The organism is Gordonia sp. 'Campus', from assembly GCF_022206305.1.
Classification (GTDB): domain Bacteria; phylum Actinomycetota; class Actinomycetes; order Mycobacteriales; family Mycobacteriaceae; genus Gordonia.
The window spans coordinates 62,984-84,021 of the sequence record NZ_JAKOIW010000014.1; the positions used below are offsets into that span (position 1 = coordinate 62,984).

The following is a 21,038-nucleotide window of genomic DNA, read 5'->3' on the forward strand; positions in this document are numbered from 1 at the left end:
GTCCAATTGAAGGGTGCGACAGATGGGGTTTCTGTTCACCACGGTTCACTGCGGTTCACTGCTGGTGCGTGAGTGACTTGTACTGAAGCGCAATGATATTCGCGGCCGAATTGGTTGTGGAGAAACCTCGTCGTCGAACATATTTGCGAGTACCTTGGTGTCATGCCCTCGCTCACCGAGCTCCGCGACACCCTCATTTCTCTGCAAACACCGCCCGACGATCGGACTGGTCGACTGGTGTTCGATCGTCTCGACGAATTACGCGTGCTGCGCAACGTTCTCGATCACCAGATCGCGGTGCACGTAGCTCGTTTGGATGAGTCGGGTGCGCCGGCACGTGCGGGTTCGACGACGCGGAACGCGTTGATCGAGATGGGGTTTGCCCCGGCGGCGGCGCACCGTTACATGCGGATCGCCGGTGGGGTGGTGTCGTTGCCGAAGCTCGCCGACTGTGCGGCGGAAGGCTATCTGGCCGCGGAGTGTGTCGACGCGGTGGTACGCGGGGTCGGACTGATCGACAAACGCACTGCAGCAACGCTTTCCGACGACGAACGGAGTGTGTTCGAGACCGAGTTGTTGACGCAGGCGTTCTCCGGTGCCACCCCGGCCGAGATCGACGCCCATGCCCGCTCGATCGCGGTCGGTGTGGCCGACGCCGACCCGCACGCGGTCGCGGCGGCCGATGATGCGTCGTTGAACACCCTGCACCTGCGGGTGACCGAGGACGGGCGGGTGGCGATCAGCGCGGAGGTGACGGCGGTGATCGGGGAGAAGTTCGTGTCGATGATCGACGAACGGTCCGGTCCGCGCCCGGAACCTGATGGTGCCGAGGATCGCCGCAGTGTGGGGCAACGCCGGGCGGACGGGTTGGAGGTGTTGTTGGATCAGGCGGCGCTCGGTGCGGCGATGACCACCGCGGGAGCGCCGCGCACTCAGGTGTTGGTCACGGTTGCCGCTGATGGTGTCGATCCGGCGCGGTTGCCGTGGCTGGGGGCGGTGTCGGGGTCGACGGCGCGGCGCTTGTCGTGTGATGGCGGGGTGGCTGAGATGGTCCTCGACGCCGAAGGGGTGCCGCTACGGATGGGCACCACGAAACGACTGTTCCCCCATCATCTGCGGCAAGCGATCATCGTGCGGGATGTGTGTTGTGTGAAGTGTGGTGCCCCCGCGGCGCATACCCAGGTGCACCACATCGTGCATTGGGTTGATGGTGGGCCGACTGATCTGGACAACGGGTGTCTGTTGTGTCAGCGGTGTCATACCCAGGTGCATCACCACGGCTGGGAGGTGGTGATGGGTCCCGACCGGCATCCATGGCTGATCCCACCCGCTGACATCGACCCCCGGCGCCTACCCCGACCGGCCTATAACCGGCGCACCATGCGACTCGACGACGCCCTGCTGTAGCCACCCTCGCCCCGCTGACCCTCCGGCGTCGACACCGACGCCACACGACCTTTGACAACTCCACAGTGTGTACCAGAACCCGCCCACCCGGGAGTTTCGTAGCGAAAGTCGGTGTATAGCACCTGTTCCCGCTACGAAATCCCGGCGAGGAGGGTGGCGTGGGTCGTTTGTGTTGCGTGTCAGGGGGTGTCGCGGCGTCGGAACCCGAGGAACCCAATTGCCAAGAAGGCGAGGGTGAACAGGCTGATCCACAACAGCCCCCACCAACTGTGCGAGGCGGCGGACACGTCGGGGACATGGAAGAAGGGGCTGATCCCGAGGGCCCAGGTGGGCAGCTTGAAGCTGGGGCCGAGCAGGGTGAGGACAAACGATGCCAGGACCCCGATCCACGATGCCGGTTGAACCCGGGGCCGGGCGCCGATGACTGCGACCGCGAGTGCGATCACGGTCCATACCGCCGGAATGGTTGCGACTGCTTGCAAGAAAGCGTTCCCGAAGGTGACGCCGATGTCGGCGGTGGACGCGAAGATGCCGATGACGACTCCGGCGATCAGCATGAAGAGTGCGGGCGCCAGGAAGGCGACGGAGACGTTCGACGAGAGGTAGCGGGTCCGGCTGATCGCCGCAGCCAGGACCGGCTCGGTGCGGTCATCGAGTTCTTCGGCGCGAATCCGGTTCACGATCTGCACGCCGCCCACCGAGGCGATGATGCCGACAAGGCTGAGAATGGTGGTCAGGAATGCGGCGACCAGATCATCGGGAGACGCTGCGCCGGAGGCGAAGATCTCGGCCATGGCCGGGTTCGCACCGAACAGGTCGTTGACCGAACCCGTGAAGTAGCCGAAGATCACGCCCAGGCCGGCGAAGGCGACACACCACGCCGAGATCGACGCCCGGTTCAGATGAATGGCGAGACCTAGTGGCGTGCGAGCGGTTCCGCGGTCGGGTCCGGGACGCGGCGGTATCAGGCCCTGACCGAAGTCACGGGATACCTGCAACCGGAAGCCGATCGCGGAGACGACGAGGGCGAAGGTGATTCCGAGGAGCAGTGGCCACCAATGATCACCGGTCCCCGGACGGGTCTCGGTGATCCAGCCCAACGGATTGACCCAGGTGGTCCAACCCGGCGCACTCACCGAGTACAGGAACCCGCGCAGGATGAACAGAACCCCCAGGACCGAGACGGCGAGCGTCGTCGCGGTGCGTGCGTCGGAGCCGACCTGGGCCGTGACCACCGCCACCGCGGCGAACATCCAACCGGTGACGGTGAACCCGGCCGACAGCAGGAACGACGCCTGCCAACCGCCACCGCACAGCACGGTGGCAACCCCGGAGACCACGCCGACCGCCAACGAGGCGACCAGCGACAACGCCAGGGCGGTGAGCAGTCGCGCCTCGCGGCCCAGGACGCCTGCCGCGAGGAGTTCGGCCTGCCCCGAATCCTCTTGTCCGCGGCTCGCTTTCGACACGATCAGGATGGCGCCGAGTGCGGTGATGAAGCCGCCGAGAGCGAGGCTGCGCCATGCGTTGAACCCGTCCGTCGTGGACAGATCGAAGGCGGGTCCGAAGATGAGACCGAGGGCGGGGTTGGAGCCGATCGTGGCCGCGAAGGTCTTCCGATCGGCCAGATCCGGGAACAGGAGGGGATAGACGATCACCGACGACACCGAGAGCGCGGTGGTGATCACCACCCAGGGCGCGAACGTCCGAGCCTCGTGGCGCAGAGAGGCACGGAGCAGTGGAGCGGTACCCGCGACGGCCGCACTCGCAGTCATCGGCGGGAACCCGTCGCACGGCCGTCGGTCGCAGGGTCGTCGGTGCCTCGGCCGTCGGTGCTGCCGCCGTCGGTGTCATACAGGCGCAGGAACAGACTCTCGAGTGACGGTGGTTCCACGGTCAGCGATGCGAGGCCGTATGGGAGGAGCGCACGCATGGCCTCGTCGATCCGGTCGGAGTCGACGGTCGCGACCAGGCGGCTGCCGTCCAGGTCGATGTCGTGCAGAACGGACAACTGCTCGCGCGGGGGCACGGTCTCCAGTTCGGCACGGATGCTGGTGCGCGTGTGCCCGCGGAGTTCGGCGAGGGTGCCGGTCTCCACGATCTCGCCGGCCCGGACGATGCTCAACCGGTCGGCCAGGGTCTCGACCTCGGCCATGATGTGACTCGACAGCAACACCGACGCCCCGCGCGCCGTCGCCTCACCCACGACCTCTTGAAACACCTTCTCCATCAACGGGTCCAACCCGGAAGTCGGTTCGTCGAGGATCAGCAGTTCGACGTCGGAAGCCAGCGCGGCGACGATCGCGACCTTCTGCCGGTTGCCCTTCGAGTACTGCCGACCGCGTTTGCTCGTGTCGAGCTCGAACCGGTCGACGAGTTCGGATCGCCGTGTCTCGTCCAGGCCGCCGCGCATCGCTCCGAGCAGATCGATGGCCTCCCCTCCGGTCATCGACGGCCAGAGCGACACGTCCCCGGGAACGTAGGCGAGGCGGCGATGCAGCTCGACGACGTCACGCCACGGGTCGCCGCCCAGCAAACGGACCCGGCCGGAGTCGGCGCGGAGCAAGCCCAACAGCACGCGAATGGTCGTGGACTTGCCCGCGCCGTTGGGGCCGAGGAAACCGTGCACCTTGCCGCGCTCGACCTGCAGATCCAGGCCGCGTAGAGCCTCGAACTTCCCGAAGGACATGCGCAGCCCTTCGACGTCGATGACGAGTTCTCCGCCGGCCATGGCGTCCTCCAGCCGTTCAGGTGGTGTGGGTGTTGTTCGGTGGTTGGCAGAAGTGTTCCACGAGTGTTGTTCTCATGTCCGCCAGTTCACCGGCACCACTCGACCTTCGGCGGGGCCATCGCCGCGGCCGCGTCACATACCGGCCGGCGGGTGGCCCAGGCAGATCAGTGCGCCCATCGGGTCCTTGATGGCGGCGAGCGTCCCGTACGGCGTGTCCTCGCCGGCCATCAGGATCTCGGCGCCGAGGCCCTCGGCCTGCTTCACGGTGGCGGCGACATCGTCGACGGTGATGTAGACCTGCCAGAAGGACGGCACCTCGGCGGGGTAGAGCTTGACCGAGTCCATGATCCCGGCATACGACATCTCGCCGAAGAACAGTTGTCCGTAGTTGTCCGGTCCGACGGCATCGGGGTCACCGCCGGTACCGACCTCTTCGATGCGCGCGCCGAGCACGGACCGGTAGAAATCGAGGGACTTGGCGTAATCCTTGCTCTGGCACTCGAACCAGTAGGGGGTGCCGTGGACGCCGTATTCGGTGTAGCCGACATGGGTGTTCGGCTGCCAGAAGCCGATGACGGCTCCGGCGGTGTCGACCGCGACCATCATCGTGCCCTCCTCGCCGATGGCCATCGGCGGGACCATGATGGAGCCGCCGGCCTGTTCGACGGCCCGCACCGTCGCATCGGCGTCCTCGGTGTGCAGGTACACCGACCAGATGTTCGGCGGCCCGGCACCTTCCATCGTCGGGCTGAGACCCGCGACGCGCTTGCCGTTCTTCGTGAAGTTGCGGTAGCCCGCGAAGTCCTCGTTCGCCTCCTCGGCCTCCCAGCCGAAGATCGCGCCGTAGAACTCCTCGGCCTTCGCGGTGTCACTGCTCATCAGGTCGAACCAGATGGGTGCCCCCGAAGGAGCTGCGTAGTCGGCCATGTCATGTCCTCTCGTACTGAACGGTGATGGATTCGATCGACACACTTCTGACTGTCATGGTCGCGCAAACTCATCGGTGCCGAGACCGGATCGCCGCGGACCGGAATGGCACCCTGGTCGCATGACGACGCGACGAGACACCGACGGGCGAGACACGGACGGACGAGCCACGGACGGACGAGCCACGGACGGACGAGCCACGGACGGACGAGACACCGCCGAACGCCTCCGCGGGTTCGCCTGGCCCGCGATGCTGGTCGGGGGTCTGCTGCTGGTTCTGCTGGCCCAGGTGCAGTGGGGCTGGACCGAGGAGGGTGTGGAGCCGTCGATCACCGGGTTGGGACACGTCAAGATCCTGGGAGCGACCGCCGACGATGTCGAGTTCTTCTTCGAGGACAAGACCGACCGCCCCGGTCTGAGCGTGGTGGTGGTCGGCGCGGTGATCGCGGTCGTCGCGGCACTGGGCTGGTGGCGTGCGCGACTCCGGCCGTCAGCGATCGGACTGATCGGCCTGGCATCGATGATCGCGCTCGTCGTCGGCATCCGGACGCTGAGTGACCCTGCTGCGCAACTGTTCTCCGACTCGGTGTCGGATGCGTTGGGTTCGGACCTGCCCGCCATGGAGGCAGGGTACGGACTGATCGGAACCGTCGTGGTCGCCGTCCTGCTCCTGGTCGTCGTCGCAGGATGGGTGCTCGCGGCGTTGTGGCCGCGTCCAACGGTCAGCCGAAGCGACGAATCGTCTTGATGTAGCCCATGTTCTTGAGCTTGGTGAAACCGATTGGGACACCGTTCGGCCCGTACGCGTTGAACACACGCCCGGCACCCGCGTAGATCCCGACGTGACCGGCATCGTGGCCGAAGATGATGATGTCGCCCGGGGCGAGCGCGCGGAATGGGATCGCGTGGCCGACCCTCGCCTGTTGCTGACTGGTCCTCGGGAGGTGGACGCCGGTCGTGTAGAAGGCCCACCGCACCAGTCCGGAGCAGTCCCATGAATGTGGGCCGACGCCGGCCCACTTGTAGGGTTTGCCGATCTGGGTGATCGCCGCGCCGAGTGCGTTGAGTCCGGCTTGCGTCGGGACGGGGAGATAGATGGGTACCGAGCCGGACGAGTCCGACGATCCGGCGGCGGTCGCGCGTCCGGTCTCGACAAGCGGCGAACCGGTGAGGGGAACGCCGACGGTGAGCGCGGCGGTCAGGGCAAGAGTGCAGGTCACGCGTGTGCGACGCGTTCGGGAAGCAGACATGACGACAGCTTCACCCACGGCGGACCGTGCGTCGTCGGTCGTGCCCTACGTGTGACGAAGGTGTGACCGGTGTGATGCCTGAGGCTAGGGGTAACTAATGTGGTTGCGCCGGTGGCTAATTGCCGGGCCGGTCGTCACCAGTACCCATCCGGGTCGGATCGTGGTGACTCCGCCGGGATGATGCCCTCGGCGACACCGTGGTCGATGCTCGCCGACAGCCTCGCGCACGTCGGCATCATCGCACCCGGCAGAAGTGGTCCGTTCCCGTCGTCACCGCCCGCTCGCATCTGCTCGAGGCCGAGGCATCGATCGCGGGCGTCGGCATTCCACTGCACACTCGTGTGGAACGAACTGGTCTTCTTGACCAGGACGCAGGCGTGGCAAGCGCGGCACTCGATCTCCCGCATGCCGCCCTGGAGGTAGTGCTCGCGGTCGCGCTGCGTCGCCTCGTGAACCCGGGCCCGGCGGTCGGGATCGTCGTGGAAGTCCGGCGCCTTGGCCCACCGGTCGGTACCCACGCGACGCTCGGCTGCCCGGGTCACTGTCAGACCTCGGCCTTCTCCGACGACGCCGTGGACTCCGAGGCCTGAGCCTTCTCGGCCTCCTGGCGACGCAGGTTCTCCTGGATCTCCTCGTTCCAGCTCTCGAGGGCCTTGGACGTGTCGATCTCGTACTCGAAGCGTCCGGTCATCTCGTCGGTGACGTCGGCCTTGTCGACGTAGAACTGCTCGTACCACCGACGGAGCTGGTAGACGGGGCCGTCCTCCTCCACGAGGAGTGGATTGTCGATGCGCGTCTTGTTCTTCCAGATCTCGACGTCCTGCAGGAAGCCGACCTCTACACCCGAGCTGATCTTGTCGGCCATCTTCGATGCCTGCTCGGCGGTGAGGCCATCGGGCACCTTGGCCATCACGCCGTACATGAGGACGAAGGAGTTCTCGTCGATCGGGTAGTGGCAGTTGGTGAGGATGGTCTCGACCGCGTAGCCGCCGTAGTACTGGATCATCGGGTTGAGCATGTAGGACGGTCCGTAGTACGCCGCGATCGACTCCAGGCGGCTGTCGCCGTAGTTGGTGCCGAGCGTGACGTCGGGCCGGCCGTGGGAGTTCATGTACTGCGCCGCGATCTCGCCCTCGAAGACGTTCTTGAAATAGTCCGGCAGCGCGAAGTGGACGTAGTAGAAGTGCGCCATGTCGACCACGTTGTCGATGATCTCGCGGCAGTTGGAACCTTCGATGACGATGCGGTTCCAGGTCCAGGCCGTCCACTCGTCGGTGCCGAACTCGTCGAGCTCGGGAATGATGCACTCGTCCGGCGGGGGATTGCCCTCGGGATCGTTGTAGACGAACACCTGGCCGTTGCGGACCATCGACGGCCAGGACCGGGTCTTCGCGAGCTTCGGGTTCCGCTTCGCATACGGAACGCCGCCGCAGCGCCCGTTGCCCTTCCAGAGCCAGCCGTGGAACGGGCACGCGACGTTGTCACCCGAGAGCTTGCCCTGGGAGAGGTCGCCGCCCATGTGCCGGCAGAACGCGTCGAGGACATTGACCTCGCCCTTGGTGTCGACCCAGACCACCAGCTTGGTCCCGAAGATCTGCACCGAGTGGGGTTGGCCGTCGGAGAACTCGCCGAGCAGACCCAGGCAGTGCCAGCCGCGGGCGAATCGGGTGGGCGGCGCGCCGGTGTCGATCTCCCGGATGCCGACATCCGCCCCATCTGTGGCGGTGGCTCCGTCCGACGAGCGGGGGGTGCCCGGGGTCATCGTCTCGGGTCCTGAAGACATATGCCCTCTCCTGTCTGTGGCTGGTATCGCGTCAGGGTCTGCCCCCAATACTAGAACACGTTTCAGATTTGTCAGGCCGATCGGCCTTCCGGGGCGCGATCTGGCCTGTACATGGGCATGAATCCGCAGTGCTCGACAGAAATGAGAACGTGTTCTAATCTCGAACTCGATGGTACAGCGGCCGGTGTTCCCGGCCGAGGAGAGACGAGTAGGAGCAGGCGAGATGCCAGCACAACGGAGCGAAGCCGCCGAGCAGGTCCTGGAGAAGATCAGTGCCCTGCTCCCGGAGATCGAGCAGCGTGCGCAGTCGACCGAGGATCTGCGCCGCATCCCCGAGGAGACGGTGTCGAGTCTCGAGACCGCCGGATTCTTCAAGCTGCTGCAGCCCGAGCAGTGGGGCGGCTACCAGGTCGACCCGGTGACCTTCTACGAGGCGGTCCGCCGCATCGCTTCGGCCTGCGGTTCCACCGGCTGGGTGTCGGGCATCATCGGCGTCCACAACTGGCACCTCGCCCTCTTCGACCAGCAGGCGCAGGAGGACGTGTGGGGTTCGGACACCAACGTCCGCATCTCGTCGTCGTATGCGCCGATGGGGATGGGTGAGGTCGTCGACGGCGGGTACAAGGTGAACGGCTCGTGGGCCTGGTCGTCGGGTTGCGAGACCGCCGACTGGGTGTTCGTCGGTGGCCCGGTCATCAAGAACGGCAAGCCCGTCGACTTCGTGAGCTTCCTGATCCCGCGCGAGGACTACACCATCAAGGACGTGTGGAACGTCGTCGGCCTGCGCGGCACCGGCTCCAACACCATCGAGGTGAAGGACGTCTTCGTGCCCCGGCATCGGATGCTGAGCATGCGGACGATGTCGATGGGCGAGAGCCCGGGACTCGAGCGCAACACCGCCCCGGTGTACAAGATGCCCTGGGGCACAATCCATCCCAGCACCATCGCCACCCCGATCGTCGGAATGGCCTACGGCGCCTACCGGGCGCACGTCGAGCACCAGGGCAAGCGTGTCCGGGCGGCGTACGCCGGCGAGAAGGCCAAGGAGGATCCGTTCGCCAAGGTCCGCATCGCCGAGGCGGCCAGCGACATCGACGCCGCGTGGCGCCAACTGTCGGGCAACCTGCAGGCCGAGTACGACCTCATCCTGGCCGGCGAGGAGATCCCGATGGAACTGCGGCTGGCCGCGCGTCGCGACCAGGTGCGTGCGAGCGGACGGGCCATCTCCGCGATCGACCGCCTCTTCGAGAACTCCGGAGCGCACGCGCTGGAGAACGGCACCCCGATCCAGCGGTTCTGGCGCGACGCCCACGCGGGCCGCGTCCACGCCGCCAACGATCCCGAGCGTGCGTACGTGGCATTCGGCAACGGCGAGTTCGGGATTCCCATCGGCGACACGATGGTCTGAGCAGGACGACAACAACTTCAGGAGTCATCACATGACCGACAGTCCGATCCGCTCACTGGGATACATGAGGATCGAGGCCACCGACATCGAGGCCTGGCGCACCTACGGGCTCAAGGTCCTCGGCATGATCGAGGGTTCCGGGCTCACCGACGGTGCGCTCTACCTCCGGATGGACGACTTCCCCGCGCGCCTTGTGATCGTGCCCTCCGAGCACGACCGACTGGCCTGTGCGGGTTGGGAGGTCGCCGACGCCGCCGCGCTGCAGGACGTCCGGGACCGCCTCTCGCGTGCCGGGGTGGTGTTCCGTGAGGGCAAGGACGAGGAGGTCGCCGACCGTCGCGTCGCCGAGATGATCGTGTTCGACGATCCGGCCGACAACACCCTCGAGGTGTTCCACGGTGCGGCACTCGAACACCGTCGCATCGTCAGTCCCTACGGCCACCGGTTCGTCACCGAGGAGCAGGGGCTCGGCCACGTCGTGCTGACCTGTTCCGACGACAAGGCTGCACTCGAGTTCTACCGCGACGTCCTGGGATTCCGTCTCCGCGATTCGATGCGACTGCCCCCGCAGGTGGTCGGCCGCGAAGAAGGCGACGAGGTCCCGTGGCTGCGGTTCCTCGGATGCAACCCGCGTCACCATTCACTGGCGTTCCTGCCGATCCCCAACAGCACCGGCATCGTCCACCTGATGGTCGAGGTCGAGAACTCCGACGACGTCGGACTGTGCCTGGATCGTGCGCAACGCAAGAAGGTGCCGATGTCGGCGACGCTGGGCCGGCACGTCAACGACCTCATGCTGTCCTTCTACATGAAGACGCCGGGCGGGTTCGACATCGAATTCGGTTGCGAGGGAAGAACGGTCAAGGACGAGGAATGGATCGCCCGGGAGTCCACCGCGGTGAGTCTGTGGGGCCACGACTTCAGTGTCGGGTTCAAGGCCTGATATGACGCGAACCCCCTACGGTTCGGCCGATTTCGACTCCCGGCAGTTCCGTACCGCCATGGGGCAGTTCTGCACCGGCGTCACCGTCATCACCACACTCGACGACGCGGGCAAACCGGTGGGTTTCGCGTGCCAGTCGTTCGCCGCGCTGTCCCTCGACCCCCCGCTCGTCCTGTTCTGCCCGATGAAGACCTCGCGCAGCTGGAAGGTCATCGAGAAGGCGGGCAAGTTCTGTGTGAACGTTCTGTCGAACCGACAGCAGGATGTCAGTGCCGCGTTCGGCGCCCCCGGTGACGACAAGTTCGCCAACGTCACCTGGGACCCGTCGCCGGCTGGGTTGCCGGTCATCCGCCATGCGTTGACCTGGGTCGAATGCGACGTGGAGAGTGTCAACGACGGCGGGGACCACCACATCGTGATCGGACGGGCCCTCACCCTCGGAGAGGTGTTGCAGGACAAGCCCCTCCTGTTCTATCGCGGCGGCTATCTGTCGACCGAGCATCCGCGGGTCACACCCGCACAGGCCGAGTTGGAGAATTTCCTGACATGGACGGGCGGGGACACCTGGTTATGAGCACGGACGTCACGACGACACTGGTCACCCAACCGCTCACCGACGCCATCGCCGAGGCCGAGAAGCTGGTCACCTCGGCCGACTTCGCCGAGACCGAGCAGGATCTCGCCGAGGGGCTCGATTACCTCGCAGGCAGCATCGCGGCGATCGTGCAACTGGTCCGGGGGCGGTCGCTGTCGCACCCGAACTTCGTCACCTCGACCGGCCCGGCGACGAAGATGGGGCTGGACAACCCGGATACGCTCTACTACCACGCCGACGTCGAACCGACCGGCACCTACGTGGTACGCGGACGGCGCGGCACGACAACGGATCTCAGCTTCCAGGTGCTGCGAGGTGACTACACGGCGTCGGAGGTGCCCGGCGGCGAGGACGCGTTCGACGACCGTCGTCTGACCATCGCCGAGGACGGTTCCTTCGAGTTGACCTTCGGGCCACCGCTCCCGGACCCGCCGGACAACTACTTCCCGCTCGGCGACGGCGCATCGATGCTCGCTGTGCGCGAGGTGTATTCGGAGTGGACCGAGCGCAAGGGATCGATCACCATCGAGCGGGTCGACACCGTCGGTACGGCGCCCGAGGAGCCGGACCTGGCGCGGGTGTCCCGCAGATATGCGACCGCGGGCAAGATGCTGATGACGCGCATCAACACCTGGTTCAACTTTCCCAAGTGGTTCTACCTCGACGAGCCGGTCAACACCTTCACGGAGCCGCGCCAGACTCCCGGCGGACTCAGTACGCAGTTCTCGTCCGTCGGTCACTACCACCTGGGTCCCGACGAGGCGATGGTCATCACCATCCCGAAGTCCGACGCGCCGTACCAGGGCTTCCAGCTCGGGAGCATGTGGTACATCTCCCTGGATTACGTGAACCACCAGACCAGCCTGAACTCCGCTCAGGCGCAGGTCGATCCGGACGGGATGATCCGGATGGTGGTGTCGCATCGAGATCCCGGCGTGGCCAACTGGATCGAGACGACCGGCCGGGCCAAGGGCATCCTCCAGTTCCGCTGGCAGCGCAGCGACTCCGCGATCGGACCCGACCTCGGTCCGAGCGCGCAGGTGGTCGCCTTCGACGAGGTGGCGGCCCACCTGCCGCATCTCGAGCACAACAAGATCGGTGCCGACGGCTGGGCGGAGCGGATCGCGGCACGGCAACGCGGGTTCGCGGAGAGGATGCTGGGATGACCGAGAGTGGGTCGTCGGCCGGATTGCTGGCCGGCAAGGTGGTCGTGGTGTCGGGCGTCGGCCCGGGCCTAGGCCGGTCCATCTGTCTACGCGCTGCCGCCGAAGGCGCCCGGGTGGTGCTCGCGGCCCGGACAGAGTCGCGGCTGAAGGAGGTCGCCGCGGAGATCGACGCGGCGGGCGGGACGAGCCTGGTTGTGCCGGCCGACATCACCGACGACTCCGCGGTCGACGAGTTGGTGGCCACCACGCGCGCCGAGTTCGGTCGCGCGGATGTACTGGTCAACAACGCGTTCGCGCTGCCATCGATGAAACCGTTGTCGCGCACCGACTTCGACCAGATCGCCACCAGTATCGAGGTCACCGTCCTGGGGACCCTGCGCGTCATCCGCGCGTTCACCGACACCCTGGCGGGGTCCGACGGCTCGATCGTCAACATCAACTCGATGGTCATCCGGCATTCCGAGCCCCGGTACGGCAGCTACAAGATCGCCAAGTCGGCACTCCTGGCCATGTCGCAGTCACTGGCGACGGAGCTGGGCGACAAGGGCATCCGCATCAACTCGGTCGCGCCGGGCTACATCTGGGACGACCAGTTGAGGTGGTATTTCGGCGAGGTCGCCAAGAAGTACGGGATCACCCCGGAGGATGTCTACGCGCAGACCGCGTCGAAGTCCGACCTGAAGCGGCTGCCGGAGCCCGACGAGATCGCCGACGCCGTCGTGTTCCTCGCGTCGCCGATGGCCCGTGCCATCACCGGCCACACCCTGGACGTGAATTGCGGTGAATACCATGACTAGTGCTGCACGCACCGACGTCGGGACCATCGAGGACCTGCACTCGTCGGCGACCCGCGCCACCGGGCTCGACGACTTCGGTGACTCCGACTACCTGGAACCGCTGGGCATCCTGCTCGAGTCGTACCGGTCCGAAGCCGGCCTCACCGAGCTCGGCAGCAAGATGTTCCGGTTCTTCCTGAAGGGTGCGCTCGTCGCGCGCCTCCTGAGCGAGGCGTCGTGGCAGGCCAACCCCGGGTACGCCGACGTCGAGGTGACGCGTCCGATCTTCGTGACCGGCCTGCCGCGCACGGGAACCACTGCGCTGCATCGACTCCTGGCCGCCGATCCCGCGCATCAGGGCGTCGAGATGTGGCTGGCGGAGTTCCCGCAGCCGCGGCCGCCGCGGGACACCTGGGAGGACAACCCGGTCTATCGTCAGATCCAGTCGGGCTTCGAACAGCATCACGTCGAGAACCCGGAGTTCATGGGTCTGCACTACATGGACGCCGGCGAGGTCGAGGAGTGCTGGCAGCTCCTCCGCCAGAGCGTCATGTCGATCTCGTATGAATCGCTGGCGCACGTCCCGACGTATTCGCAGTGGCTGTCGACGCAGGACTGGACGCCGGCCTATCTGCGCCACCGCCGGAACCTGCAGTTGATCGGGCTCAACGATCCGGGTAAGCGGTGGGTTCTCAAGAACCCCAGTCACCTGTTCGCGTTGGACGCCTTGATGGCCGCGTACCCCGATGCGCTCGTGATCCAGACCCACCGTCCACCGACCACCCTGATCGCGTCGATGTGCAGCCTGGCCGAGCACGCGACGGCGGGATATTCCACGACGTTCACCGGTGCCCGGATCGGACAGGACCAGCTCGAGCTGTGGTCACGCGGCCTGCGCGAGTTCTCCGCGGCGCGCAAGCGTTATGACCCGAGTCAGTTCCTGGACATCGACTTCACCGACCTGCGGAGCGACCCGATGGGCACCGTCGAGCGGGTGTACGCCGCACTCGGCAGCCCGATGTCGGATGAGGCCCGTGCCGCGGTGACGGCGCTGGACGAGGAGAGCCAGTCGGGTGCGCGCAAGCCGCAGCATCGCTATCAATTGTCGGACTACGGCCTCGACGAGGCGACCGTCGAGGCCGCCTTCTCCAGCTGAGCCCGGGGATTTCGTAGCAACAATGCGGATATGGCACGCATTGTTGCTACCGAATCCCGATCGGGCTCTACGTCCGCACTTACGACCGGACGCTGGTCAACCTGCACTTCGTCTGGCTGCTCACCATCGTGGCCCTGCCGTTCGCCACCGCATTGGTCGACGGCGCACACATCTCACAGGCCAACATCCTCTACATCGGGGTCCTGGCCGTCTCGGTTGCCAGCCTGATCGCGATCGCGCGGTGGGGACACCGACACCGGGCGCTCCTCGTCGACGACGAGGCCACCGACCGGTGGGTCCGGTCCGCCAGCGGGCTCGGCACGCTTCTGGTGCTCGCGGCCGCCCTGGTCGTCACGATCGTGTTCCCGGAGAGCGGGAACCTGCCGCTGATCCTGCTCGTCCTCAGCGGACCGATCGAGCAGTTCGTCGGACGGGCGGCCGCCGGTCGGGACCGATGACCGCTAGCGGAGCCGGGCGGCGACTTCGGCGACCGCCGTGTGCGGGGCACCCAACAGCTGCGAGGTCGCCTGCGCCCGCTTGAAGTACAGCTGGATGTCGTGCTCCCACGTGATGCCGATCCCGCCGTGTAGCTGGATGGCCTCGCCGGTGACGGATCGGTACGCGTCCGAGCAGTAGACGTGGGCCGCGAGAGCCAGCGCATCCGCCTCGGGGTCGTCGGTGGCCAGTGCGTGGACCGCGGCACGCGAGATCGACCGTGCGGTCTCGACGAGCACGTACATGTCGGCCATCCGGTGCTTGAGGGCCTGGAACGAGCCGATCGTCCGCCCGAACTGCTTGCGCGACTTGGTGTAGTCGACGGTGAGGTCGAGTGCCCGCTGTGCGCCGCCGACCTGTTCTGCCGACAGTAGCGCCCAACCGAGTGAGCGGAGCCGTGTCGCGAGATCGCCCGGCGCCGGGATGACCGACGACGCCACCTCGTCGAAACGCACCGAGGACAGGCTCCGGGTGGGGTCCATGACGGGCATCGGCGACACCGACACGCCCTCGGCGTCCGCGGCCACCTCGTGCAGGGTGACGTGCTCGCCCGGTCCGGACGCCAGCACCAGCAGGGTGTCCGCGGTTTCGGCGTCGACGACGTAATGCGCGGTGCCCGAGAGCAGTCCGGCGTCGGCGTGCACGCCCGGCGTGTTCCATCCGCGGACGCCGGCCCAACACACCGCGCCGACGCGTTCACCGGAGGCGAGCCCGGGCAGCAGACGGCTGGATGCCTCGTCGTCACCGGCGAGGAGCACCGCGCCGACGGCCAGCACAGCGGAACCGAAGGCGGGCACCGGACTCAGCGCGGCACCGAGTTCTTCCAGTACCGCCGCGGTCTCGGCCCAGGAGGCGCCGGCGCCGCCGTGCTCCTCCGGGATCGGCAGCGCAGCCACGCCGATCTCGGTGCACAGCGTCTGCCACAGCGAGGCGTCGACCCGGCCCGTGGTGGCGATCGCGGCGCGGACGGTCGTCGGGTCACCGCGGCGCTGGAGCAGGTCGCGTACGGCCTCGGCGAGCGCCTCGCGTTCCTCCGAACTGATCGCGGACAGAGCGGTCACAGGGTCTCCAGGATGCGTTGACGGTGGACAGCGGGCGATCCCCAGGCACTGAGCAGCGCACGGGTCTTGGTGATGTACAGCGAGATGTCGTGTTCGGCGGTGTATCCGATCGCCCCCATCACCTGGAGGGATCGCCGCGCCGAGAGGTCGGCGGCCTCCGCGGCGGCGACCTTCGCCGCCGACACGTCCCGGGAGACGTTCGTGCCCTCCGGGACCTGACCGTCGATCCCGAGGGCCGCCGCGTGCACGAGGGGTCGGGCCATCTCGAGGGCGATCGCGACATCGGCGAGGTGGTGCTTGACGGCCTGGAACGACCCGATGGGCTTGCCGAACTGCTTGCGCGACTGGGCGTATTCGGATGCGATGGTGAGCATCGCCTGACCCAGCCCGAGCAACTGCGCGGCCGTGGCGAGCGCACCCGCGTCGGCGGCATCGGAGGCGTCCACGCCGGAGGCGAGCACCTCGCCCGCGTCGACCTGCGACAAGGTGCGCGTCGAGTCGACCGAGGCGCTGGTGTCGCGCACCTTCGCGAGGGACAGCACACCGTCGTCGACGAGATAGACGTCCGCGGCGTCGGCGTCGGCGGCCAGGGGCTGTAGCGGCCCGATGGCGCACGTCGCGAGACGGCCCTCGGCGAGATCGCTGAGCGGGGCCGACACGTCGGCGTCGTGCAGCAGGATCGGCAGGACCGCGACGCTCTCGACGATCGGACCCGGCGCGCAGTGGCGGCCGAGTTGTTCGATGGCCACGACCATCTCGACGGCGCCGGCGCTGCTGCCGCCGTGCGACTCGTCGATCAGCAGACCGCAGATGCCCGCGTCGGCGAGTTGCGAGTAGACCTTGGTGACCGCTGCCCGGTCGCCGGTCGCCCATGCGCGTGTGGCGGCCGGCATGTCGGCTTTGCCCAGCATCGCGTCCACCGTCGAGGCGAGGTCCGTGTGGATGTCGGTGAGTCGGAAGTCCATGGGTATCAGCGATCTCCGCGGGGAAGGCCGAGCAGGCGCTCGGCGATGACGTTGCGTTGGATCTCGTTGGTGCCCGCATAGATCGGCCCCGACAGCGAGAACAGGTAACCGTCCATCCACGGGTCGTCGAGTTCGGCGACGGGACCGCGGAGATCGAGGGCGGTCTCGTGGGCGGCAATGTCCCACTGCGACCAGAAGACCTTGTTGATCGACGATTCCATGCCCAGCGCGCCGCCGGCGGCGAGCCGGCTCACCGTCTGATAGGTGGACAGTTCATATGCGCGCGAGCCGATCCAGGCATCGGCCACGCGCGCATCGGTGTTCGCGGTGGCGGGCACGGTGCCCCGGGAGGAATGCCACAGTTCGACGAGGCGGTCGGTGGTGGCCAGGAACCGGCCGGGAGCCCGCAGCGACAGGCCGCGCTCGTTGGCCGCGGTGCTCATCGCCACCCGCCAGCCGTTGTCCACCTGCCCGATCACCCCCGATTCGCCGGGGTCGGTCGGGTCGTCGGGCACGAAGACGTTCTCCAGGAACAACTCCGCGAAACCCGCCTCGCCGTCGAGTTGCGCGATCGGCCGCACGGTCACGCCCTCGCTGCGCAGGTCGAACATGAAGTAGGTCAGGCCCTTGTGGCGCTGTGCCTCTTTGTCGGTGCGGAAGAGGCCGAACGCCCGGTCGGCGAAACTCGAGCGCGAACTCCACGTCTTCTGCCCGTTGAGCAGCCAGCCACCGTTGGTGCGCACGGCCGTCGAGCGCAGCGAGGCGAGATCGCTGCCTGCCTCGGGCTCGCTCCACGCCTGCCCCCAGATCTCGTCGGCGTTCGCCATCCGCGGCAGGATGCGTTCCAGCTGAGCGGGACTCGCGTGCTCGAACAGGGTCGGGGCGAGCAGGAAGATCCCGTTCTGGCTCACCCGGCCGGGAGCACCGGACCGGTAGTACTCCTCTTCGAAGATGACCCAGTGCAGGAGCGGGGCGTCACGACCGCCGAACTCCACCGGCCAGCTGACCACCGACATGCGGTCGGCGGCCATCGTCCGCTCCCACTCGCGGTGGGCCTCGAAGCCCTCGGCGGTGTCCATCGACGGAAGTGGTTCGCGCGGAACGTGGTCGGCCAGCCATGCGCGGATCTCGGCGCGAAAGGCGTCGGCGGCATCGTCGAACAGCAGGTCCATGTCAGTTCCCCGATCCCGAGGTCCCCGAGGCAGCGGCGGACGAGGCCTTCATCGACTTCGCGTCCATGCCACCGAGCGAGTCGCCGCCGGCCTCGGAGTTGGCGGCGTGGGCGAAGTGGTGCCAGCCGAAGACCGAGTCCATCGAATTGCGCAGGCCCATCTGGTCTTCGCAGATGTTGACGGCCTTCTTGCTGAGGAACAGTCCCTGCATCGGCATGCCCACGGCCTTCTCGGCGATCTCGTTCACCTTGGTGTCCAGGGCGTCGCGGGGGACGACGTGATTGACCATGCCCCAGTCCGCGGCCTGCGTGGCGGTGAATCGTTCACCGGTGAAGAGGATCTCCTTGGCGCGACGGGGGCCGAGGACGAAGGCGTGGGCGAAGTACTCGACACCGGGAATCCCCATGCGTGCGACCGGGTCGGAGAAGAAGGCGTCATCCGACGCCACGATGAAGTCACAGATCCAGGCGAGCATGAGACCACCCGCTATGCAGGCGCCGTGGACCTGGGCGATCAGGGGCTTGGGGATGTCGCGCCAGCGGCGACACATCCCCATGTAGACCTCCATCTCGCGGGCGAGACGCTGGTCGGCGCCGGTCTTGTCGGTGTGGTCCCAGTGCAGGACGGCGGCGTTCTCGTAGAAGGTGTCGAAATCACGCTCGGGCGTACCGATATCGTGGCCCGCGGAGAAGTGCTTGCCGTTGGCCCGCAGCACGATCACCTTGACCGATGAGTCCTCGACGGCTTTGCGGAACGCGGCGTCGAGCGAATACGTCATCACCGAGTTCTGCGCGTTGCGGTACTCCGGGCGGTTCAGCGTCACATAGGCGACCGCCCCCTCGGGGCCGCCGGTCTCGTAGGCGACAGGCGAGGTGTCCGGGCCGAGATCATCGGGGCCGAGCGGGGGCGGGATGACGGCGTCACTCATGCCCACGAGACTAACCTAGCAAGTGCTTGGTTGGTAGTGGGGCTTGTGGTGGGTGGGGTCAGAAGTGTGCCGTAGGACGGTAGGTCAGTTCCTGGATTCGTCCGTCGAGCACGTGGCTGTCGAGCAGTTCGAGGTCGAAGCCGCCGGCGTCACCGAACACGGGTCGGGTGCCGCATCGGCCGGTGATGACCGGAAAGATCGTCACCCGGACGGCGTCGACGAGCCCGGCGGCCATCAGTGCGGCGTTCAGTGAGAGGCTGCCGTGCGAATGAAGTGGGACGTCGGACTCGTCCTTGAGGCGGCGGACTATCTCGGCCGCGTCTCCCGACGCCGGCGTCGCGTCCGGCCACCCGCTGGTGTCGGCCACCGTCGAGGAGATGACCGTCGCGGGCTTCGCACGCATCAGTGCGAGCCACGGGTCGAGATCGGCGGAATCCGTGGTCGACGGGATCATCTCGATGAACTCGCGGAACGTGTTGGCGCCGAACACCATCCGATGGTCACCCGAGAACTGCTCGGCCCTGCGGTCGAGGAACTCGGGTCCCTGCTTGCCCCAGTAACCGCCCCAGTCACCGGGCTCGGTGTACGAACCGTAGCCGTCGAGGGTGCAGAAGACGTCGAAGGTGTAGGTGGCAGTCATGGCGATCTCTCCCTGAGTGGTCATCCGGTCGCGGCCGGATCGGTCGCAGGGACAGACCGGGGCCGGGGCCCGAACTCATCGCCGGCCGTACGGGTCAGGGGACGACGACGGTCCCACCGCAACTCGTCGACGGGATGCTCCAGAGAGCGTTGCGGTTGACCGCGCTGAAGTTCACCGCGACCCGGCCCCGGCCGATCTCGCCGACGGGGATCACGAAGTAGTGAACGCCCTGGTAAGGCGGGTTCACGCGCACGTTGCTCAGCTTGGTCCCGCGCTTGCCGGTACTCAGGTTGCGCCAGTCCAGGCGAGCCGTCGACTGGTACCCACCGGGGAAGTAGCTGGTGAAGTCCGAGGCGATGTAGGCGTTCCCCGCATAGGTGCTCACGATCGCGCGGCGGGCGAGGAAGGGGACGTCGACGATGTTCGGGCTCACGCCGACGCAGTTGGACAGTGGGAACTCGCGCGTCACCGCGCCGGCCTCGCCGGTGGCGGCGACGCCCAGTCCGGCGGCGGCTGCGAGTGCGACGGCGGCGGCGGCCAACCGGGTGGTCATCCTGGTGCTCGGCATGTCCGGACTCCCTTGCGTGGAACGGTGATGGCGTGACGAGGGTCCCGGCCAGTCTCGTCGATGTGGCGGGTTCTGTGCCGATTTCGGCGACATGTCATTCATCCGCCCGATGGCGTTCGGGCGTCTCCTCAGCTCGACTGGCCGGACAACCCGTCCGCGGCGGCACGCGTCGCCTCGCCGAGTTCCCGCAGTTCGTCGATGCCGAGCGTGGTGTTGGGGCATGCGACGATCGCCGCCGCGACACGGCCGGCGGCGTCGAAGACGGGTGCGCCGATGGTGACCACCGGGATGCCCGTGCCGTCCGCGGCGCAGGCGTCGAGTTCTTCGGGGAGGTAGTCGATCACGGACAGCTCGGTCAGCAGATCGCCGACCCTGGCCCGCAACGTCTCCGACATCGTGTCGAGTGAGCTGAGCGCCTCGATCATCGCGACGTGATCGTCGGTCATCCGCTCGATCGAGTAGCCGCGCTCGGCCACGACGTCGAGGACGAGGCGTAGGCGTGTGCGGGTGGATTCGGCGGCCTGCGCGACCCACTCCGACCGCGCCTCCGGAGGGTCCCAGGCGATGAACTCACGGCAGATCGGCGGCCGCAACCGGATGCGGCTGCCGTTGCGGAGCCACGGGTGCGGTTCGGAATCGGGGGCCAGATGTGGCGGAAAGGCGTGCGATGCCAGCGTCACGGTGTCCGCCGAGGTGCGGCGCGCCACGAAGCACGGGATCTCGAAGCGTCGGCACAGTTCCCGGGCCGCCGAGGCCGCCCACCGGATGAGATGGTCGGCGCCGTCGGTGTTCCGGGCGAGCGCGACGAAGCCGGGACCGACGGTGAAGGTGCCCGCGACGGGATCCCGGACGAGCCACCCGGACGACACCAGTTCGGAGACGATGGCGTGCGCCGTGGCGCGCGACAGCGAGGTCTGGCGAACGATCTCGGCGAGGGTGAGCGAGGGCTGTTCGGCGCGGGCGAGCAGTTCGACGATCGCCACGACACGGGACGTCGGAGGCGAAGCACCACGAGCCGGTTGACGGGCGTCGGAAAAATCGCCTACGGTTTGTGTCACATTGTCAAC

General features: G+C 67.2%; 22 protein-coding genes. 9 read left to right on the forward strand and 13 right to left on the reverse strand.

All coding sequences use genetic code 11. The features are described from left to right. Positions 1-162: 162 nt before the first annotated feature. A complete protein-coding gene (locus tag MAY35_RS15600) occupies positions 163-1,407 on the forward strand; it encodes an HNH endonuclease signature motif containing protein (protein ID WP_238422215.1) in 1,245 nt (414 codons plus the stop codon). Positions 1,408-1,586: 179 nt separating this feature from the next. Here the strand turns inward: MAY35_RS15600 and MAY35_RS15605 are convergent, their stop codons facing one another. The 3 genes from MAY35_RS15605 to MAY35_RS15615 form a co-directional block, all read right to left on the reverse strand. Then, the gene (locus MAY35_RS15605; RefSeq protein ID WP_238422216.1) at positions 1,587-3,182 is read right to left on the reverse strand and encodes an ABC transporter permease; all 1,596 of its coding nucleotides are present in this window, start codon (positions 3,180-3,182) and stop codon (positions 1,587-1,589) included. Further along, on the reverse strand, positions 3,179-4,138 hold the full coding sequence (locus tag MAY35_RS15610) for an ABC transporter ATP-binding protein (protein WP_238422217.1): 960 nt from the start codon (positions 4,136-4,138) through the stop codon (positions 3,179-3,181). The genes MAY35_RS15605 and MAY35_RS15610 overlap by 4 nt, the downstream gene beginning before the upstream one ends. Before the next feature lie 132 nt (positions 4,139-4,270). Continuing rightward, positions 4,271-5,065, reverse strand: coding sequence for a VOC family protein (locus MAY35_RS15615; RefSeq protein WP_238422218.1), 795 nt, complete (start codon positions 5,063-5,065; stop codon positions 4,271-4,273). Between the two features lie 250 nt (positions 5,066-5,315). Between MAY35_RS15615 and MAY35_RS15620 the strand changes: the two genes are divergently transcribed. Then, a complete protein-coding gene (locus MAY35_RS15620) occupies positions 5,316-5,813 on the forward strand; it encodes a hypothetical protein (RefSeq protein ID WP_238422288.1) in 498 nt (165 codons plus the stop codon). Here the strand turns inward: MAY35_RS15620 and MAY35_RS15625 are convergent. From MAY35_RS15625 to MAY35_RS15635, 3 genes are all read right to left on the reverse strand, one after another. Continuing rightward, positions 5,788-6,315 carry a C40 family peptidase gene (locus MAY35_RS15625; protein WP_238422219.1) on the reverse strand — a complete coding sequence of 176 codons (528 nt, stop codon included), beginning with the start codon at positions 6,313-6,315 and terminating at the stop codon, positions 5,788-5,790. The two genes, MAY35_RS15620 and MAY35_RS15625, sit on opposite strands and share 26 nt — an antisense overlap. 134 nt (positions 6,316-6,449) lie before the next feature. Continuing rightward, the gene (locus MAY35_RS15630; protein ID WP_374237965.1) at positions 6,450-6,857 is read right to left on the reverse strand and encodes a hypothetical protein; all 408 of its coding nucleotides are present in this window, start codon (positions 6,855-6,857) and stop codon (positions 6,450-6,452) included. 2 nt (positions 6,858-6,859) lie between these two features. Then, entirely contained in the window at positions 6,860-8,098 is a 1,239-nt protein-coding gene (locus MAY35_RS15635) for a Rieske 2Fe-2S domain-containing protein (RefSeq protein ID WP_238422220.1), read from the reverse strand. Between the two features lie 223 nt (positions 8,099-8,321). Here MAY35_RS15635 and hsaA point away from each other — a divergent pair, with 223 nt between their 5' ends. The 7 genes from hsaA to MAY35_RS15670 all read left to right on the forward strand — a co-directional run bounded on the left by hsaA (position 8,322) and on the right by MAY35_RS15670 (position 14,600). Beyond that, positions 8,322-9,506, forward strand: a complete 1,185-nt coding sequence (gene hsaA / locus MAY35_RS15640; RefSeq protein ID WP_238422221.1) for a 3-hydroxy-9,10-secoandrosta-1,3,5(10)-triene-9,17-dione monooxygenase oxygenase subunit — start codon at positions 8,322-8,324, stop codon at positions 9,504-9,506. 31 nt (positions 9,507-9,537) lie between these two features. Then, positions 9,538-10,449, forward strand: coding sequence for an iron-dependent extradiol dioxygenase HsaC (gene hsaC, locus MAY35_RS15645; RefSeq protein ID WP_238422222.1), 912 nt, complete (start codon positions 9,538-9,540; stop codon positions 10,447-10,449). A gap of 1 nt (position 10,450) precedes the next feature. Next, positions 10,451-11,023, forward strand: coding sequence for a 3-hydroxy-9,10-secoandrosta-1,3,5(10)-triene-9,17-dione monooxygenase reductase subunit (gene hsaB, locus MAY35_RS15650; RefSeq protein WP_238422223.1), 573 nt, complete (start codon positions 10,451-10,453; stop codon positions 11,021-11,023). Then, entirely contained in the window at positions 11,020-12,210 is a 1,191-nt protein-coding gene (locus tag MAY35_RS15655) for a hypothetical protein (protein ID WP_238422224.1), read from the forward strand. The genes hsaB and MAY35_RS15655 overlap by 4 nt, the downstream gene beginning before the upstream one ends. Next, positions 12,207-13,007 carry an SDR family oxidoreductase gene (locus tag MAY35_RS15660; RefSeq protein ID WP_238422225.1) on the forward strand — a complete coding sequence of 267 codons (801 nt, stop codon included), beginning with the start codon at positions 12,207-12,209 and terminating at the stop codon, positions 13,005-13,007. The genes MAY35_RS15655 and MAY35_RS15660 overlap by 4 nt, the downstream gene beginning before the upstream one ends. Then, entirely contained in the window at positions 13,000-14,142 is a 1,143-nt protein-coding gene (locus tag MAY35_RS15665; protein ID WP_238422226.1) for a sulfotransferase, read from the forward strand. The genes MAY35_RS15660 and MAY35_RS15665 overlap by 8 nt, the downstream gene beginning before the upstream one ends. A 128-nt stretch (positions 14,143-14,270) precedes the next feature. Next, positions 14,271-14,600 carry a hypothetical protein gene (locus MAY35_RS15670; RefSeq protein ID WP_238422227.1) on the forward strand — a complete coding sequence of 110 codons (330 nt, stop codon included), beginning with the start codon at positions 14,271-14,273 and terminating at the stop codon, positions 14,598-14,600. A 3-nt stretch (positions 14,601-14,603) separates the two neighbouring features. Here MAY35_RS15670 and MAY35_RS15675 read toward each other — a convergent pair whose 3' ends face one another. The 7 genes from MAY35_RS15675 to MAY35_RS15705 all read right to left on the reverse strand — a co-directional run bounded on the left by MAY35_RS15675 (position 14,604) and on the right by MAY35_RS15705 (position 21,029). After that, complete coding sequence (locus MAY35_RS15675) at positions 14,604-15,698, reverse strand: acyl-CoA dehydrogenase family protein (RefSeq protein WP_238422228.1); 1,095 nt, start codon at positions 15,696-15,698, stop codon at positions 14,604-14,606. Beyond that, on the reverse strand, positions 15,695-16,663 hold the full coding sequence (locus MAY35_RS15680; RefSeq protein ID WP_238422229.1) for an acyl-CoA dehydrogenase family protein: 969 nt from the start codon (positions 16,661-16,663) through the stop codon (positions 15,695-15,697). The genes MAY35_RS15675 and MAY35_RS15680 overlap by 4 nt, the downstream gene beginning before the upstream one ends. A gap of 5 nt (positions 16,664-16,668) precedes the next feature. After that, positions 16,669-17,835: an acyl-CoA dehydrogenase family protein gene (locus MAY35_RS15685; RefSeq protein WP_238422230.1), complete on the reverse strand. Its 1,167-nt coding sequence runs from the start codon at positions 17,833-17,835 to the stop codon at positions 16,669-16,671. Between the two features lies 1 nt (position 17,836). Next, positions 17,837-18,763: an enoyl-CoA hydratase gene (locus MAY35_RS15690; protein WP_238422231.1), complete on the reverse strand. Its 927-nt coding sequence runs from the start codon at positions 18,761-18,763 to the stop codon at positions 17,837-17,839. Positions 18,764-18,821: 58 nt separating this feature from the next. Beyond that, a complete protein-coding gene (locus MAY35_RS15695) occupies positions 18,822-19,403 on the reverse strand; it encodes a dihydrofolate reductase family protein (protein WP_238422232.1) in 582 nt (193 codons plus the stop codon). Between the two features lie 94 nt (positions 19,404-19,497). Further along, positions 19,498-19,971 (reverse strand): hypothetical protein, encoded by a 474-nt coding sequence (locus MAY35_RS15700; protein WP_238422233.1) that lies wholly within the window; start codon positions 19,969-19,971, stop codon positions 19,498-19,500. Positions 19,972-20,099: 128 nt separating this feature from the next. After that, entirely contained in the window at positions 20,100-21,029 is a 930-nt protein-coding gene (locus tag MAY35_RS15705) for an IclR family transcriptional regulator (RefSeq protein ID WP_238422234.1), read from the reverse strand. Positions 21,030-21,038 lie beyond the last annotated feature (9 nt).

Coding starts and splice junctions, on each gene's coding strand:
- MAY35_RS15600 (WP_238422215.1), top strand. CDS start 163: ATGCCCTCGCTCACCGAGCTCCGCGACACCCTCATTTCTCTGCAAACA.
- MAY35_RS15605 (WP_238422216.1), bottom strand. CDS start 3,182: ATGACTGCGAGTGCGGCCGTCGCGGGTACCGCTCCACTGCTCCGTGCC.
- MAY35_RS15610 (WP_238422217.1), bottom strand. CDS start 4,138: ATGGCCGGCGGAGAACTCGTCATCGACGTCGAAGGGCTGCGCATGTCC.
- MAY35_RS15615 (WP_238422218.1), bottom strand. CDS start 5,065: ATGGCCGACTACGCAGCTCCTTCGGGGGCACCCATCTGGTTCGACCTG.
- MAY35_RS15620 (WP_238422288.1), top strand. CDS start 5,316: ATGCTGGTCGGGGGTCTGCTGCTGGTTCTGCTGGCCCAGGTGCAGTGG.
- MAY35_RS15625 (WP_238422219.1), bottom strand. CDS start 6,315: ATGTCTGCTTCCCGAACGCGTCGCACACGCGTGACCTGCACTCTTGCC.
- MAY35_RS15635 (WP_238422220.1), bottom strand. CDS start 8,098: ATGTCTTCAGGACCCGAGACGATGACCCCGGGCACCCCCCGCTCGTCG.
- hsaA (WP_238422221.1), top strand. CDS start 8,322: ATGCCAGCACAACGGAGCGAAGCCGCCGAGCAGGTCCTGGAGAAGATC.
- hsaC (WP_238422222.1), top strand. CDS start 9,538: ATGACCGACAGTCCGATCCGCTCACTGGGATACATGAGGATCGAGGCC.
- hsaB (WP_238422223.1), top strand. CDS start 10,451: ATGACGCGAACCCCCTACGGTTCGGCCGATTTCGACTCCCGGCAGTTC.
- MAY35_RS15655 (WP_238422224.1), top strand. CDS start 11,020: ATGAGCACGGACGTCACGACGACACTGGTCACCCAACCGCTCACCGAC.
- MAY35_RS15660 (WP_238422225.1), top strand. CDS start 12,207: ATGACCGAGAGTGGGTCGTCGGCCGGATTGCTGGCCGGCAAGGTGGTC.
- MAY35_RS15665 (WP_238422226.1), top strand. CDS start 13,000: ATGACTAGTGCTGCACGCACCGACGTCGGGACCATCGAGGACCTGCAC.
- MAY35_RS15680 (WP_238422229.1), bottom strand. CDS start 16,663: ATGGACTTCCGACTCACCGACATCCACACGGACCTCGCCTCGACGGTG.
- MAY35_RS15685 (WP_238422230.1), bottom strand. CDS start 17,835: ATGGACCTGCTGTTCGACGATGCCGCCGACGCCTTTCGCGCCGAGATC.
- MAY35_RS15690 (WP_238422231.1), bottom strand. CDS start 18,763: ATGAGTGACGCCGTCATCCCGCCCCCGCTCGGCCCCGATGATCTCGGC.
- MAY35_RS15695 (WP_238422232.1), bottom strand. CDS start 19,403: ATGACTGCCACCTACACCTTCGACGTCTTCTGCACCCTCGACGGCTAC.
- MAY35_RS15700 (WP_238422233.1), bottom strand. CDS start 19,971: ATGCCGAGCACCAGGATGACCACCCGGTTGGCCGCCGCCGCCGTCGCA.